This window comes from Candidatus Zixiibacteriota bacterium, assembly GCA_022865345.1.
In the GTDB taxonomy this organism is placed as follows: Bacteria; Zixibacteria; MSB-5A5; order MSB-5A5; family RBG-16-43-9; genus RBG-16-43-9.
In genome coordinates this window covers 61342-75329 of the sequence record JALHSU010000194.1, presented here as the reverse complement: position 1 = coordinate 75329, position 13988 = coordinate 61342, and the positions used below count along the sequence as shown (strand labels likewise).

15 protein-coding genes are annotated in these 13988 nt (G+C 42.2%); 14 read left to right on the top strand and 1 reads right to left on the bottom strand.

Annotated elements, in window-relative coordinates:
• Positions 1–374: Holliday junction resolvase RuvX (gene ruvX / locus MUP17_09925; protein MCJ7459298.1), on the bottom strand; the 374-nt coding region annotated here is incomplete at its 3' end.
• 264 nt (positions 375–638) lie between these two features.
• On the opposite strand from ruvX, the gene MUP17_09920 reads away from it, so the two are divergent.
• The 14 genes from MUP17_09920 to raiA all read left to right on the top strand — a co-directional run bounded on the left by MUP17_09920 (position 639) and on the right by raiA (position 13984).
• Complete coding sequence (locus MUP17_09920) at positions 639–1628, top strand: D-cysteine desulfhydrase family protein (GenBank protein ID MCJ7459297.1); 990 nt, start codon at positions 639–641, stop codon at positions 1626–1628.
• Between the two features lie 338 nt (positions 1629–1966).
• Positions 1967–2590, top strand: a complete 624-nt coding sequence (locus tag MUP17_09915; GenBank protein ID MCJ7459296.1) for a hypothetical protein — start codon at positions 1967–1969, stop codon at positions 2588–2590.
• Between the two features lie 476 nt (positions 2591–3066).
• The gene (locus tag MUP17_09910; GenBank protein MCJ7459295.1) at positions 3067–3459 is read left to right on the top strand and encodes a RidA family protein; all 393 of its coding nucleotides are present in this window, start codon (positions 3067–3069) and stop codon (positions 3457–3459) included.
• Positions 3460–3617: 158 nt separating this feature from the next.
• Positions 3618–4670, top strand: a complete 1053-nt coding sequence (locus tag MUP17_09905; GenBank protein MCJ7459294.1) for a hypothetical protein — start codon at positions 3618–3620, stop codon at positions 4668–4670.
• Between the two features lie 269 nt (positions 4671–4939).
• A complete protein-coding gene (gene kdsB, locus MUP17_09900) occupies positions 4940–5677 on the top strand; it encodes a 3-deoxy-manno-octulosonate cytidylyltransferase (protein ID MCJ7459293.1) in 738 nt (245 codons plus the stop codon).
• An 11-nt stretch (positions 5678–5688) separates the two neighbouring features.
• Positions 5689–7341 (top strand): CTP synthase, encoded by a 1653-nt coding sequence (locus MUP17_09895; GenBank protein ID MCJ7459292.1) that lies wholly within the window; start codon positions 5689–5691, stop codon positions 7339–7341.
• 15 nt (positions 7342–7356) lie between these two features.
• Positions 7357–8193 carry a 3-deoxy-8-phosphooctulonate synthase gene (kdsA, locus tag MUP17_09890; GenBank protein ID MCJ7459291.1) on the top strand — a complete coding sequence of 279 codons (837 nt, stop codon included), beginning with the start codon at positions 7357–7359 and terminating at the stop codon, positions 8191–8193.
• A gap of 27 nt (positions 8194–8220) precedes the next feature.
• The gene (locus MUP17_09885) at positions 8221–8715 is read left to right on the top strand and encodes an HAD hydrolase family protein (GenBank protein ID MCJ7459290.1); all 495 of its coding nucleotides are present in this window, start codon (positions 8221–8223) and stop codon (positions 8713–8715) included.
• Positions 8712–9671: a KpsF/GutQ family sugar-phosphate isomerase gene (locus tag MUP17_09880; protein MCJ7459289.1), complete on the top strand. Its 960-nt coding sequence runs from the start codon at positions 8712–8714 to the stop codon at positions 9669–9671. Before MUP17_09885 ends, MUP17_09880 begins: the two co-directional genes overlap by 4 nt.
• A gap of 13 nt (positions 9672–9684) precedes the next feature.
• Entirely contained in the window at positions 9685–10605 is a 921-nt protein-coding gene (locus tag MUP17_09875) for a lysophospholipid acyltransferase family protein (protein MCJ7459288.1), read from the top strand.
• Positions 10606–10647: 42 nt separating this feature from the next.
• On the top strand, positions 10648–11199 hold the full coding sequence (lptC, locus tag MUP17_09870) for an LPS export ABC transporter periplasmic protein LptC (protein ID MCJ7459287.1): 552 nt from the start codon (positions 10648–10650) through the stop codon (positions 11197–11199).
• A gap of 121 nt (positions 11200–11320) precedes the next feature.
• A complete protein-coding gene (lptB, locus tag MUP17_09865; GenBank protein ID MCJ7459286.1) occupies positions 11321–12043 on the top strand; it encodes an LPS export ABC transporter ATP-binding protein in 723 nt (240 codons plus the stop codon).
• A 49-nt stretch (positions 12044–12092) separates the two neighbouring features.
• Complete coding sequence (gene rpoN, locus MUP17_09860) at positions 12093–13547, top strand: RNA polymerase factor sigma-54 (protein ID MCJ7459285.1); 1455 nt, start codon at positions 12093–12095, stop codon at positions 13545–13547.
• Positions 13548–13627: 80 nt separating this feature from the next.
• Positions 13628–13984 (top strand): ribosome-associated translation inhibitor RaiA, encoded by a 357-nt coding sequence (gene raiA / locus MUP17_09855; GenBank protein ID MCJ7459284.1) that lies wholly within the window; start codon positions 13628–13630, stop codon positions 13982–13984.
• Positions 13985–13988 lie beyond the last annotated feature (4 nt).

Here is a 13988-nt window from a genome sequence, read left to right as displayed (position 1 = left end):
GCTGAAAGCATATCCACTTTCTTTTTATGCTTATGAAGTTTTGCTCCTGTATCTCTTAAAACCCTCAGAGATTCAACTGTGGTCAACCTCTCATCCCAGAAAGTTATCGGAATTTTTATTCTGGATGAAAGCTTTTTAGAGAATTCCAGGACCTCTTTTCCTTTTTTCCCGATTGAGCCGTCCATATTCCTGGGCATTCCCAGGACGATCTCGCCGACATTTTCCTTTTCGACTAACTGCTCAATTCTTTGAAAGGAATCTCCATCTTCTTTTGTATCAAAAGTCAAAAAGGGCCAGGCCATCTTGCCCAGCAAATCAGACAATGCCAGCCCGATTCTTCTTTCGCCGAAATCTATTCCTAAGATTCTCTTCATACAAAAGAATTTACGTTTCTCCTCAGGATTTGTAAAGTGATTTTATGTTATGGTGTATTATTCTTTGGGTCGTCAAGACTGTAGGGACGAGGTTTCCTTGCCCTCCTCCACTATGTAGGTCAAGCATAGCGAAGCTTGCTTGACAAAAAAGAATAGGTTGTCAACCAGTCCTTAGGACATGGTTGACCCACGTCGTAATAGATTGTACTTGATTAATCAAATTCTCTTGTTTTCCAGAATAAGATAAACTAATTTAGGATTAGAATGAAAGTTCCGTTTCCTAAATCTCTAAACCTGGCTGTGACCCCCACTCCACTGGAGAAGCTGAGAGATATTCCGCTTATTCCTCCTGATTATAAAGTCTACATCAAGAGAGATGACTTAACCGGATTTGGTCTTTCCGGTAATAAGGTAAGAAAACTGGAGTTCTTAGCTTTTGAGGCTCTAAAGAAAAAAGCTGATACTTTGATCACTTGCGGAGGTTTTCAGTCCAATCATGCCAGGGCTACTGCCTTGGTTGCGGCTCAATTGGGTCTCAAATCGGCTCTGGTTCTTTTCGGGGATGAAGCTCCCCAGAACGAAGGTAATCTTTTTCTGGATAAGCTTTGCGGGGCAGAGATAAGATTTATCCCTTCAAGCGAATATGAAAATGTAGACAGGATAATGGAGCGCCTCTCCGAAGAACTAAAATCCAAGGGCAGGAATCCTTATATCATACCTGAAGGCGGGTCAAATCCTTTTGGGGTCTGGGGATATATCAAGGCAGCCTTTGAGATGAAGAAACAGATAGATAGGCTGAAAATAAAAATTGCCAAGATAGTAACCGCCTTAAGTTCTGCTGGGACCTATTGCGGGCTTTTCTTAGGTGCAAAACTTTGTGGATGGAAAACTGAGGTCATGGGCATAAATGTGCGCTTTCTTCCTACATATCCTAAAGAGAAGATCATTACCCTTTTGGAGAAGACGATTGCTCAATATCGACTAAAAGTTAGATTCACAGAAAAAGAGATTAAAATAGTTGAAGGCTATGTAGGTGAAGGGTATGCCCTGAATAAGAAAGAGGAGATAGAATTCATCAAAGCCTTTATCTCAAAGTCCGGGATTCTGCTTGATCCAGTCTATACAGGAAAGGGAATGTTCGGTCTGGTAAATATGCTGAAGAAAGATGAATTCTCCAGAAAAGAGAAAATCTTATTCCTGCATACTGGAGGCGGGTTCGGTCTGTTTCCGGTAAAAGATGAATTTTTTGAGTAGGTCAAGCATGTCCGCCTCCGGCGTGACTGCATGACAATGAAGAATGTCAACCAGTTCTTTGGACATTTTATGTGTTGTGTCAGGAGCTACTCCTGACATTAAGTTTTCTGTCAGGTCTAGGACCTGACAGAACTAAAAAAACGTCTTCAAAAATCTACTTGTATTCACTTGCACCATATATGAATGGGGTTGCATAATTTCAGTATAAAAACGGGTATTGGTTTCTCCCTATAGAGGCAGGGTCAACCTTAATAACGGCTTATACTTTAAAGAGTTAAACGTCTCACAGGCATATATTTTGCTCTGTTGTCTGGTGGGTTTCAAAAAAAAGGAGACTAATGCTTTCAGCCGGCATAAAAAGAGGTTTTCCCAGGGATAGAATCGCTTCCCTTAAAGAGCCCAAGATAAAAAGAGATGAGGGAGGATATTACATCCTGACGCTGAATGAAAATATCAAGGTCTATTTTGAGGATTATTACCTTTTTTTAGAAAGGGCAGAAGCCAGGTGCCTGGAGGAGAAAAAAGATTTAGAGAAAAAGATTATCCAGTGTGATTCGAAAAAAACCGAGTGTCTGTCCTACTACCGGGCAAAGAAATTACTGGTTGACCAGGTGTTGAGATATCTCTACTCCTATTATGGGGATTCTTCGGATTTAAGAGTGATAATGTCTCCCTGGTGTTTCGGCACGGTTATTCTGGAGAAAATTGAGATATACAAAGAGAGATTATCTAGAAATGAGATCCAGGATCCGAATATCTCCGAGTATCCTTATTTTGTTCTGAAATATGCGGATGAGATCTACAAGAAAACCCTTTTAGACCTTTTCGAGTTCCCGGAAAAAGCTTTCTCCATTCGCTGGCAGTACAGCGAGCTTTTGAAAAGATATTCCAAGATTCTATCCAATATCAGCGGTGCCTTGCAGAGCATTCTGTTTATGGTGAAAAGTTACGGTTCGCCCTAATAGATATAAAGACTGAAACTCTTTTGCCCATCAGCTCCCCTCCCGGGGCTGGGAATTTTCTCTCCCAGCCCCGAAGTTTTTTTATCAGATGTAGGTGAACAGGCATCCTGTCTGTTCATAATTGATATGGAGTGCATCGTCCGTGACGATGCATAAAAATCCCCTCTCCCCTGGTGGGAGAGGGTTAGGGAGAGGGGGTCACCCTCCCCTGTCCCCTCCCATCAAGGGAGGGGAAAGATTCCGTAGCGTCCGACGTTTCTGTCAGAGGTTATGAAATCAAGTCCGCGTAGGGGCGGAGTTTAACTCCGCCCTGTGAGGAGTGGGTGGAGTTTATCGGTATTGAAGTCGGACAGGGACAAGCCCTGTCCCTACAAAAGATTGGGATTTTCGCCTTGCCCCAAAGGAGGGAATAAAGATTGACAGCTAAGTCCGAATTTATTTTATTGACGAAACACAACCAAACAAAAGGAGAAAAAATGTCTAGTCCAGTAAAAATAATCCAGTCTGAAAAAGCACCCAAAGCTATCGGTCCTTATAGCCAGGGGATAAAGCTTGAAAATTTAGGTCTTGTCTTCACCTCCGGGCAGATACCTTTAGACCCCAAAACCGGAGAGATGGTCTCAGGGGATATAAAACAGGAGACCAAACAGGTTTTAGAAAATCTCAAAGCGGTTTTAGAAGGTGCTGGCTCAGATTTGACTAAAGTTATTAAGACCACGGTTTATCTGAAGGATATGAAGGATTTTTCTTTGATGAATGAGGTCTATGCTGGTTATTTCAAACAAAACCCACCAACCAGAACCACCATCGCCGCCGCAGATTTACCCAAAGGCGCGAAAATAGAGATAGATGCAGTGGCGGTGATTTAAAATAAAATTCGTAGGGCAAGGCTTTTAGTTTTGCGGAAAACTCAATGTGTAGATGCTTTAATTTTTTCCTTGTTTAATTCTTGACAATATCTTTAATTTGATGCAGGTAAAAAATAATCATTTTGTTAATTCAGTACAATCTCTTTTTTTAATGTCTTATGGAAGATGAAAATAAGAAGAACAAGGTAAAGTTATTACTCTATGTCCCTCTAGTCACGCTAGTGGTATCGGTTATCGGTAATATCTTTCAATATTGTAATTATAAATCACAGTTAAATCATTATAAAGAACAGTTAAAGCCAGAGATCGAATGTTTCTATAGATATTTTGCAGGGGAGAATAAATACAAATTTGTTATAAAGAATATTGGTTTAGTAAACTGTAAAGACATATGGGCCCAAGAGAAAATATTTATGATTCATGATGATGAAGTATTTGAAGGCGAAGATGTTCCACATTATAATTACGTTGTATATAACGGGTCACGCACTCGTATGTGGGATCTAAAGAAAAATGATGAGATTGAATTAGAACAAGTAAAGCATCAACTTTTGGCTTTTGAAAAATTAAGGGTGAAATATGAGCCAAGAATAATTTCAAAGTGGAATGTCGCATACTCTCATACAAGTACATCAAAGAGATACCAAATTGAAAAATATTTTATTTTTGATTACGATGATAGACTTTTCAAAGAGCCAGAAAATTATGTAGGTGGCTTGTCTATTTTGAATAAAATAAAAGATTATGAATCATTTGGAAGTAACCAAACTGTAAATATTTTTAATCTAACTGGAGACTTTGAGATAAATGCCCCTAATACATATTTGATTAATCCAGATTATTCACTTACAATATTATATCCTTGGTCAAAGGTTAGCCTTAAACAATTTAATAAATCTTTATTATTTAGCGTTGGTGAGTATGAAATTCAGCCAGCAGATGATGTAGAGGGCTCAATTCGTTATACTTGGGAATTTAAAAATGGAAAATGGGAAAAGGTCCCTTATTTTATTGGAAAGGGTCCCTTTTATTCAAAAGTAATGAAATTGGCACTTGCTTATTTACCTACTGATGAGGCAAAGAAGGTTGAGCAGAACCCAAAGCTCCTGAAATATTTTGATGAAGAAAGAAGGAAACCAAAACAGACCATTGAAGAGATCTTAGAGAAAGCAAGAATTAAGTTTTTAAAAAACAGAGAAAAAACCCATTAATATTTACTTATTACCACATATTTGTTATGGAGTAAGGAACTTCCTTCCGACAGCTGATGTTATGTAGCGGAAGGCTTCAGCCTTCCATTTATTTAAAACATGTGGAAACCTGAAGGTGATAAAAAGTTTGGAGTTTGGCGTTTGTTCGTTTGGAGAAAAATACGGAAAAAAACTAACCGTATTTTTTTGTTGACAAGGGGTGTTTACTTTAGTAAAATGGGTTGCGTATTAGAGACGTTAATCAGGATAATTTAAAGAGAAGTTTTGATATGAAGAAGGATAGAGTATTGGGCGTTATTCCAGCCAGGTATAACTCCTCACGTTTGCCGGGTAAACCGCTTTTGCCCATTCAAGGAAAACCTCTGATTCAGAGAGTATATGAAAGCGCCTCTCGGTCAAGACTTTTAAATCAAGTAATTGTGGCAACAGATGATCAGAGGATAAGAAAAAGCGTGGACGATTTCGGTGGGAAAGTGGTTTTAACGTCGAGTAAACCTAAGACTGGAAGCGACAGGGTGGCTGAGGCAGTTAAAGGTTTGAATTGCGATCTGGTTTTGAACATCCAGTGCGATGAAGCTTTTATGAATCCCAAGATGCTGGATCAGTTAATCAATTTTATGCAAAAGAATAAAGACGTTCAGATGGGGACTTTGGCTAAAAAGGTAAATGACCCGGATTTTTTCAAAAATCCTGACCGGGTTAAAGTGGTTCTGGACAAGGATGGGAATGCAATTTATTTTTCCAGGTTCCCTATTCCTTTTCAAAGGGGAAACGGGAAAAAAGGAATAAACTATTATGAGCATATCGGGGTCTATGCTTTTAGAAAAGGGTTTCTGTCGAAATATGCTAAACTGAAACAGACCCCCCTGGAGAAAACTGAAAGCTTAGAGCAGTTAAGGGTTTTAGAGAACGGCTACAAGATTAAAGTGCTTTTAACAGATTATGATTCGAAATCCATAAATTCCCTTTCAGATTTAAGAAAATTTAATAAAGAGGAATTAAATTGACTCAAAAGAAAATGCCAAAATATATCTTCATAACTGGCGGTGTGGTCTCCTCCCTGGGTAAAGGGGTTGCCTGTTCCTCCTTGAGTCTTCTTCTGAAAAAAAGAGGGCTTAAAGTCACCCTGCAGAAATTCGATCCGTATCTGAATGTCGACCCGGGCACGATGAATCCTTTTCAGCATGGAGAGGTCTTCGTCTTGGATGACGGATCAGAGACTGATTTAGATTTGGGCCATTACGAAAGATTTTTGGATGAAAGCCTGACCAAGGACAGCAACGTCACCACAGGCCAGGTTTATGGCGAGGTTATCTCCAGAGAAAGGAGAGGAGATTACTTAGGGGCGACAGTTCAGGTGGTTCCGCACATAACAGACGAGATTAAAAGAAGGGCAAGAAAAGTAGCAGAGAAAAACGGGGACGTGGACGTGGTTATCACCGAGATCGGAGGGACAGTCGGAGATATCGAAGGACTTCCTTTTTTGGAGTCGATCAGGCAGATGGGTCTTGAAAACGGTCACAGCAACACGCTTTACATCCATCTGACCCTGGTCCCTTATGTCGAGTCCGCAGGAGAGGTCAAGACCAAGCCTACCCAGCACAGCGTCAAGGAATTAAGGGAGATCGGGATCCAGCCGGATATCCTCTTATGCCGGACCTCCAGGCCCTTGTCTAAACAGATAAAAGACAAGATAGGGCTTTTCTGCAACGTGCCCAGCCATGCGGTGATCGAGGCCATTGACGTGGAATCGATCTACGAGATACCCTTGATTTTCCACCAGCAGGGTCTGGATGATTTAGTGTGCAGGCATCTGGATTTAGCCTGCGAGAAGCCGGATCTGACCAAGTGGGAAAAGATGGTGCAGAGGATCAAATATCCAAAACATCAGGTCAAGATAGGAATCTGCGGCAAATATACCAATTTAAAGGACTCCTACAAAAGCATAATCGAAGCTTTCATTCATGCAGGGGAGGAAAATGAAGCTAGGGTAGAACTTTCCTGGATTTCCTCTGAGGATATGGAAAAAGATGGTGCGGGAAAATATCTTAAGGATATAGATGGGGTTTTGATTCCAGGCGGTTTTGGTGAAAGGGGAATAGAAGGTAAAATAGAGGCAGTGAGGTTTATCAGAGAAAATAAAATCCCGTTTTTTGGAATCTGCCTGGGGATGCAGTGTGCGGTGATCGAGTTTGCCAGAAATGTCTGCAATATGAAAGGTGCAAACAGCACCGAGTTCGACCGACATACTGAATATCCGGTCATCAGCTTACTTGCCGAGCAGGAGAAGGTAGTGGACAAAGGGGCAACTATGCGACTGGGGGCTTATCCCTGTAATCTGGATAAAAGCAGTTTTTCCTTCAAAGCGTATGAAGAGGAGAAGATCAGCGAAAGACACCGGCACCGGTATGAGTTCAACAACCGTTTCAAAGAGGTCTTATGCAAGGCCGGAATGAGAATAGCCGGGACCTCGCCAGATAAAAGCCTGGTGGAGATAATCGAGATCGAAGACCATCCCTGGTTTGTTGGAGTGCAGTTCCACCCGGAGCTGAAATCCAGACCCTTGAAAGCACACCCGCTCTTCCGCGATTTCGTGAAGGCTTCCTTAAGATATAAAAACTCCAGAGATTTGAAAATGGTAGGGGAAAAAGAACCTCTGACCAAAATGTGAGGAAACCTTTGCATTATGAAAAAAACCGTAAAGATCAAAGATATCCCTATAGGTCAGGGCTCTCATTTAGTCTTAATTGCCGGTCCCTGTGTAATAGAGTCTGAAACTCTAGTTCTGGAAACAGCTCAGAAGATAAAAAAGGTCACCGATAAACTGAAGTTCCCATTCATCTTCAAATCCTCCTACAAAAAAGCTAATCGCCTGAGCATAGAATCATATTCTGGACCGGGTATGAAAGAAGGTTTAAGGATTTTGGAAAAGGTAAAAAAAGAACTGGATGTCCCGATTTTGACAGATATTCATTCCCCGGATGAGGCTTCCCCAGTCTCTGAGGTTGCAGACGTATTGCAGATACCGGCGTTTTTATGCAGGCAGACAGACCTGATCTTATCTGCGGCTAAAACCGGAAAAGCCCTGAACATCAAAAAGGGACAGTTTATGGCGCCTGAGGATATGGACCAGATTGCCAAAAAAGCTGAGTCAGTGGGAAATGACCAGATTCTATTGACAGAAAGGGGAAGTTTCTTTGGCTACCATGACTTAGTGGTAGATTTTCGTTCACTGGTGATTATGAGCAATCTTGGTTATCCGGTGGTTTTTGATGCTACTCATTCTCTGCAATTACCAGGTGGAGGAAAAACTTTTTCCTCAGGTGAGCCTCAGTTTATCTTCCCTTTAGCCCGGGCTGCAGTTGCCTGCGGTTGTGATGCTTTGTTTATTGAGACTCATCCGCGGGTTGAGGAAGCGCTCTGCGATAAGGGGAGCATGCTTCCTTTGGATAGATTAGAGCAGCTTTTGTTTCAGGTGAAACTGATAGACGAACATAGAAGAACGTGGCTCAAGGAGGCTTGAATCATAAATTCGGCTCTGAATAAAAAATTGAGGAAAATAAAGCTTTTACTTCTGGATGTGGATGGGGTTTTGACTGATAATTCGATCTACCTGGGAAATGACGGTAAGGAATTCAAGAGGTTCAATGTCTCAGATGGCTTGGGAATATATTTTGCCAGGAGGGTTGGGATAAAAGTGGGTTTTCTTTCAGGCAGAGTCTCTAAGTCTGCTGTGATAAGAGGAAAAGAATTAAAAGTGAAAGAGCTCCATTTCGGGATAGATGATAAATTGAAAAGATACGAAGAGCTGAAAAAAAGGCTTAAATTGAAAGATGAGGAGATACTTTTTATGGGGGATGACCTTTGGGACCATAGAGTATTTGAAAAGGTGGGGGTCCCGGTAGGAGTTAAAAATGGAGATAAAAGGATCAATCGATTAGCTCTTTACGTAACTAATAAAAGAGGTGGGGAGGGGGCAGTCAGAGAGGTGGTCGATTTGATCTTAGAGTGCAAGAAAATAAATCCGTTGAGGTATCTAAAATGATAATCGAAAAAGCCAAAGAGGTGATCCGCAAAGAGGCGGAAGCCATTTTGAACTTAGAGAAGAAAATAAACTCCGAGTTTCAGAAAGCAGTGGAGATAATCCTCAAATGCCGTGGCAGGGTGATCGTAACCGGCATTGGGAAATCAGGGATAATCGGCAAGAAAATCGCTGCCACCCTGACCTCAACTGGAACTGCGGCTTTCTTTTTACATCCGGTAGAAGGTCTGCATGGAGATTTAGGCCTGGTGCGAAGGGATGACGTGGTTATCGCCATCACCAAAAGCGGTGAGACCGAAGAGCTGCAGCAGCTCTTCCCTTTATTCAAAAGATTAGGAGTCCCCATAATCAGCTTAACCGGCAGCCCCGGCTCTCAGACCGCCGAGAAAAGCGACGTGGTCATAGACGTCTCAGTGGACGAGGAGGCTTGCCCAAATAATTTAGTCCCCACTTCCAGCACCACAGCCGCTTTAGTTATGGGGGATGCTTTAGCCATTGCCCTTTTAGAGGAGAGACATTTTTCAGCAGAGGATTTTGCCCTGCTTCATCCAGGCGGTTATTTGGGGAAAAGGCTGCTTTTGAAAGTGAAGGATGTCATGCACACTGGGAACAGTATCCCGATGGTGTTTGAAAATGTGGGTATGAAGGATGTTATATTAGAAATGACCTCCAAAAGGTTTGGCGCGACCACTGTGGTCAATGACAAAAAGGAGTTAGTGGGTATCTTCACTGACGGTGATCTAAGGAGGCTAGTGGAGAGAACTGAGGAGATCTTCAAATTGAAAGCCGGGGAAGTAATGATCCGAAATCCCAAAACCATAGAGGAAGAAGCATTGGCTGCTAAAGCCCTGAACCGGATGGAATTTTTCAACATAACCTGCCTGATTGTGCCCAACGGGAATAAGGAGCCAGTAGGGATTTTACACCTGCACGATCTTTTAAAGGCAGGTGTGGTATAGTCAATCGATTTCAATGGGAAAAATTCCTTGGTCAAAATCAAAAAAAAGATTAAAGAATTGGCTAATTTACAGATTCATATTAATCTTAATTAGTTTTTTAAACTTACTTCCCCGTAGGCTTTCTCTTTCTATAGGGAGAAGTTTGGGCAAATTAGCCTATCTAATTCTCCCTGAATCTCGCAGCACAACCCTCCAAAATCTAAAAATAGCCTTTCCTAATCTTGGCACGGGCTCTATAAAAAAAATCTCCTTAAAAGTGTTCGAATGCCTCGGCAGGAATGCTGTGGATGCAATCAGGCTACCGAAGATGAGCTGGGAGGAGATTCAAAAGATAACTAAAGTCGAAGGTATAGAACATCTTGAGAAAGCCTACTCTCAGGGGAGAGGAGTGATGGGAGTTACAGGCCATATAGGTAATTTTGAGCTTTTAGCCGCATACGTCTCTTTACAAGGATATAAACTCTCAGCCATAGGCAGGGAGCTTTATGATCCCAGGCTGAATGAGCTTTTGATCAAGAATAGACAGATGATGGGAGTGCAAAATATCTACTCAACTGCGAGTGTCAAAGAGGTGATCAAGGTGTTGAATTCAGGCAGGATGATCGGGGTTTTGATAGATCAAGACACCTCCAGGGTCAAGGGAATATACGTTGATTTTTTCGGCAGGAAAGCCAGAACCCCGGTCGGTCCTGCGATCTTAGCTCTAAAATTGGGTGTGCCAATTGTCCCTATGGCGATAATCCAGACCAAGAAGGGGAATTATAAAATAATGATTCACAAGGAAATCAAACCTCTGGTCGGGAAGACAAAAGAGGAAAATATCTATTATCTTACCCAGAAATGCACTGAATTTTTAGAGCAGGTAATCAGGGAATACCCGGATCAATGGGTCTGGATGCACAAACGCTGGCTCAGAACTCCAGATAACCCTTGAAAAAATGAAAATAAAACGTAACTTATAGGTGCAGAGATGTGTATGGACAAAAGAATAATACCGCTTATATTTCTCATAGGGTTAAGCTTGATCTTTTCTTGTAAAGTGGAAAGTCAGAGGAAAATCCAGACACCCACCACTTTTCCGGACCAGGTGGTGGAAAATACCACAATGTTTTTTACGGTTAACGGGGTAAGGTCTGCTGAGATCAAGGTCAGGCATCTGGAAAAATACGAAAAGGAGGACCTTTCCAGAGGCAAGGGAATTTATGCTCACATTTACGACCGGGACGGAAAACACGTCTCCACCCTTCAGTCTGATTCTGGCTGGATAAAAGAGAAAAGGCAGGAGCTGATGGTGATGGGGAATGTGGTGGTTAAAACCGACCAGGGGATGATTCTGGAAACCCAGAGTTTAAGCTGGAACCCTAAGACAAATAAGGTTACTACAGAGGATTTTGTAAAGATAACCAAAGGGAAAGATGTGATAACCGGCTACGGCTTGGAGGCAGACCAGGAGCTGAAACAGTTCAGGATCAAAAAAGAGGTTAAGGGAAAGATCAAAGAGGTGCCTAAAGAAGAGGGGAACGGATAACTGGAGTGTAAAGCCTCAAGGTCTTGAGACTTGAGCTTTACCCCGATTAGTTTTTATAAACCTGAAGGTTTATACTTCAGAATTGTTTCCACAGTTGTTCTTGACACAAAGGAAGAATATGCTGATATTAAGGTCGGAGAATCTGGTTAAGATCTACAAGAAAAGGAAGGTGGTGAATGAGGTCTCAATTGATGTTAAACAGGGTGAAGTGGTTGGGCTTTTGGGACCTAATGGGGCTGGCAAGACTACTACCTTCTATATGTTCATCGGCTTTATCAAGCCGAATTCCGGCAAGGTCTTAATTGATTCAGAGAATATAACTGGTCTACCAATGTATAAAAGGGCTCAAAAAGGGATAGGGTATCTTTCGCAAGAGCCTTCCATCTTCAGGAAACTGACCGTGGAAGAGAATATCTTAGCTATTTTAGAGATGCAAAAAATAGATAAAAAAGAACGTAAGATTAGATTGGAAAGCCTGTTAAATGAACTGGATATAGCTTCTTTAGCTAAAAATAAGGCTTATACCCTTTCAGGCGGGGAAAGGAGAAGAGTTGAGATTACGCGTGCCCTAGTCACTGAGCCGAAGTTTATGCTCTTAGATGAACCGTTTTTGGGAATCGACCCGATTGCAGTTGAGGATATCCAGAAAATAATCTTCAGATTGAAACAGAAGGAACTGGGAATTTTGATCACTGACCATAACGTCAGAGAAACTCTGGCAATAACTGATAGAGCCTATATAATGAGCGAAGGCGAGATATTAAAATCCGGCACCTCTGAGTTCTTAGCTTCAGACCCGGAAGCCAGGAAGATCTACCTGGGCGAGAAGTTCAGGTTAAATTGATATAGGTTTTAGTCCGATAAAAGATAATGGAGAGAACCGGACAAAAGATATGAAATTAGGATTACAGGTAAAACTCAGACAGACCATAGCCCCTCAGCTGATTCAGTCTTTAAGACTTCTTCAGATGCCTATCCTTAAGTTAGAGCAGCTCTTACGACAGGAGCTTTCCACTAATCCCCTATTGGAAGAGGTGGAGGCATTAGAGGAGCCGGATACCTCGTCAACTGAAGAACAGTCGGAAATCGATCCTCAGTTAGGGAAGATCGACTGGAATGAATACCTGGGAGAGGAAAGCGAATTCAGGTTCAGGGGAAGGGAAGAGAAAGAGGAACAGGAGGAGAAGAAAGAAAGGCCCACTGTAGTAGAGAAAAGTTTATATGAACATCTTACGGAACAACTTCATTTCAACAAACTGACTGAGCAGGAATGTAACATCGGGGAGTACATAATAGGCTGCATCGATGAAAACGGCTACCTTACCTGTTCTCTAGAGGAGATAGTCGAAGCCTTGAAGAGCGATTTAGAGACAACCAGAAAGATACTTAAATTGATTCAAAGTTTCGATCCGCCAGGGGTTGGTGCAAGGGATTTAAGGGAGTCACTTCTGATTCAGTTGAAAGAGCGCGGTCTGGAGCAGAGCTTAGCCTACCGGATAGTGAATCAGCATCTAAATGAGCTGGATAAGAAAAGCCTTTCCCAATTAGCCAAGTCTTTAGACACGGAGTTCGAGGAGGTTCAGAAGGCGATGGACCTAATTCGAACACTTTCCCCCAAGCCAGCCGCGGGGAGGTTTGTAAGCGGGGCTTTGCCGATAATCCCGGACCTGATCGTGGAAAAAGTAGGAAACGAATACCTGATTTTTCATAACGATAAAAACATACCAAGGCTAAGGGTAAATCCAGCCTATAAGCAGCTCCTTAAGAAAAATAGCCCGACCGGGCCCGAGGCCAGGGACTACGTCAAAGGTAAATTAGAACAGGCACGCTGGCTTCTAAATGCCATAAACCAGCGCCGCACCACCATGGTGAATGTGATGGGAGCGATCATCGAGGAACAGAAGGATTTCTTCGAATCAGGTCCTGAGTTTTTGAGACCCCTGATCATGGAGGCCATAGCCAGCAAGCTGAATATGAACGTGGCTACTGTATCCCGGGTCTCCAATGATAAGTACGTGCAGACTCCGCAGGGGCTATACGAGATAAGGTATTTCTTCAACTCCGGGATGACCAGGGAGGATGGCCAGGAGATCTCCAAACGACAGATCAAGAGCATACTGGAGGAGATAATCAAAGAAGAGGATCCGGGCTCACCTTTATCTGACCGGGAGATTTACAGCCGGCTGAAAGAAAAGGGAATTAACCTGGCCCGGAGAACCGTAACCAAATATCGGGAGGAGCTTAAAATTCTTCCGGCTCGTTTCCGTAAAAGAATGACCAGCAATAAAACTAAACCCGAAGATAAAACCAGGGAAGAGGATACCGCCTCCCCAGAAAATACAGGCTAAAAGAATTTTATCGACTTTTCTGTTGGCTGCAAGAAAATCAAAATCAGGCTAACCGGTTAGAAAAAGAAAGGAGTGCTTATATGGAGATAAGGACAACTGCCCGTCATTTCGAGTTGACCCAGGAGCTTAAAGATTTTGTCAGCAAAGAGATAAACAGACTGGAGAGATATTATGATCACATAATAAACTCGCACCTGATCCTGGAGGAGGAGGGGTACAGAAAAAACGCGGAGTTGAATCTCAAAGTCTACGGAACGATCCTTACCAGCCAGCACAGCTCGAACGATTTCCGAACCTCCATAGAGGGAGCCTTAGAGAAAATGGAAAGTCAGTTGAAAAAATATAAATCCAAGTTGAAAGAAAGAAAATTTCGGGATAGAAAAAGGGGGAAAGAATCTACAGAATTATCCTCAGGCACTGAAGAAGAGGAATTATAAAAAA

What these genes read in the sequence shown, in the direction of transcription:
- kdsA (MCJ7459291.1), top strand. Translation starts at nt 7,357, where the DNA reads ATGAAAAAAACCGTAAAGATCAAAGATATCCCTATAGGTCAGGGCTCT.
- lptC (MCJ7459287.1), top strand. Translation starts at nt 10,648, where the DNA reads ATGGACAAAAGAATAATACCGCTTATATTTCTCATAGGGTTAAGCTTG.
- MUP17_09880 (MCJ7459289.1), top strand. Translation starts at nt 8,712, where the DNA reads ATGATAATCGAAAAAGCCAAAGAGGTGATCCGCAAAGAGGCGGAAGCC.
- MUP17_09905 (MCJ7459294.1), top strand. Translation starts at nt 3,618, where the DNA reads ATGGAAGATGAAAATAAGAAGAACAAGGTAAAGTTATTACTCTATGTC.
- MUP17_09895 (MCJ7459292.1), top strand. Translation starts at nt 5,689, where the DNA reads ATGCCAAAATATATCTTCATAACTGGCGGTGTGGTCTCCTCCCTGGGT.
- MUP17_09875 (MCJ7459288.1), top strand. Translation starts at nt 9,685, where the DNA reads ATGGGAAAAATTCCTTGGTCAAAATCAAAAAAAAGATTAAAGAATTGG.
- kdsB (MCJ7459293.1), top strand. Translation starts at nt 4,940, where the DNA reads ATGAAGAAGGATAGAGTATTGGGCGTTATTCCAGCCAGGTATAACTCC.
- MUP17_09920 (MCJ7459297.1), top strand. Translation starts at nt 639, where the DNA reads ATGAAAGTTCCGTTTCCTAAATCTCTAAACCTGGCTGTGACCCCCACT.
- MUP17_09915 (MCJ7459296.1), top strand. Translation starts at nt 1,967, where the DNA reads ATGCTTTCAGCCGGCATAAAAAGAGGTTTTCCCAGGGATAGAATCGCT.
- raiA (MCJ7459284.1), top strand. Translation starts at nt 13,628, where the DNA reads ATGGAGATAAGGACAACTGCCCGTCATTTCGAGTTGACCCAGGAGCTT.
- rpoN (MCJ7459285.1), top strand. Translation starts at nt 12,093, where the DNA reads ATGAAATTAGGATTACAGGTAAAACTCAGACAGACCATAGCCCCTCAG.
- MUP17_09910 (MCJ7459295.1), top strand. Translation starts at nt 3,067, where the DNA reads ATGTCTAGTCCAGTAAAAATAATCCAGTCTGAAAAAGCACCCAAAGCT.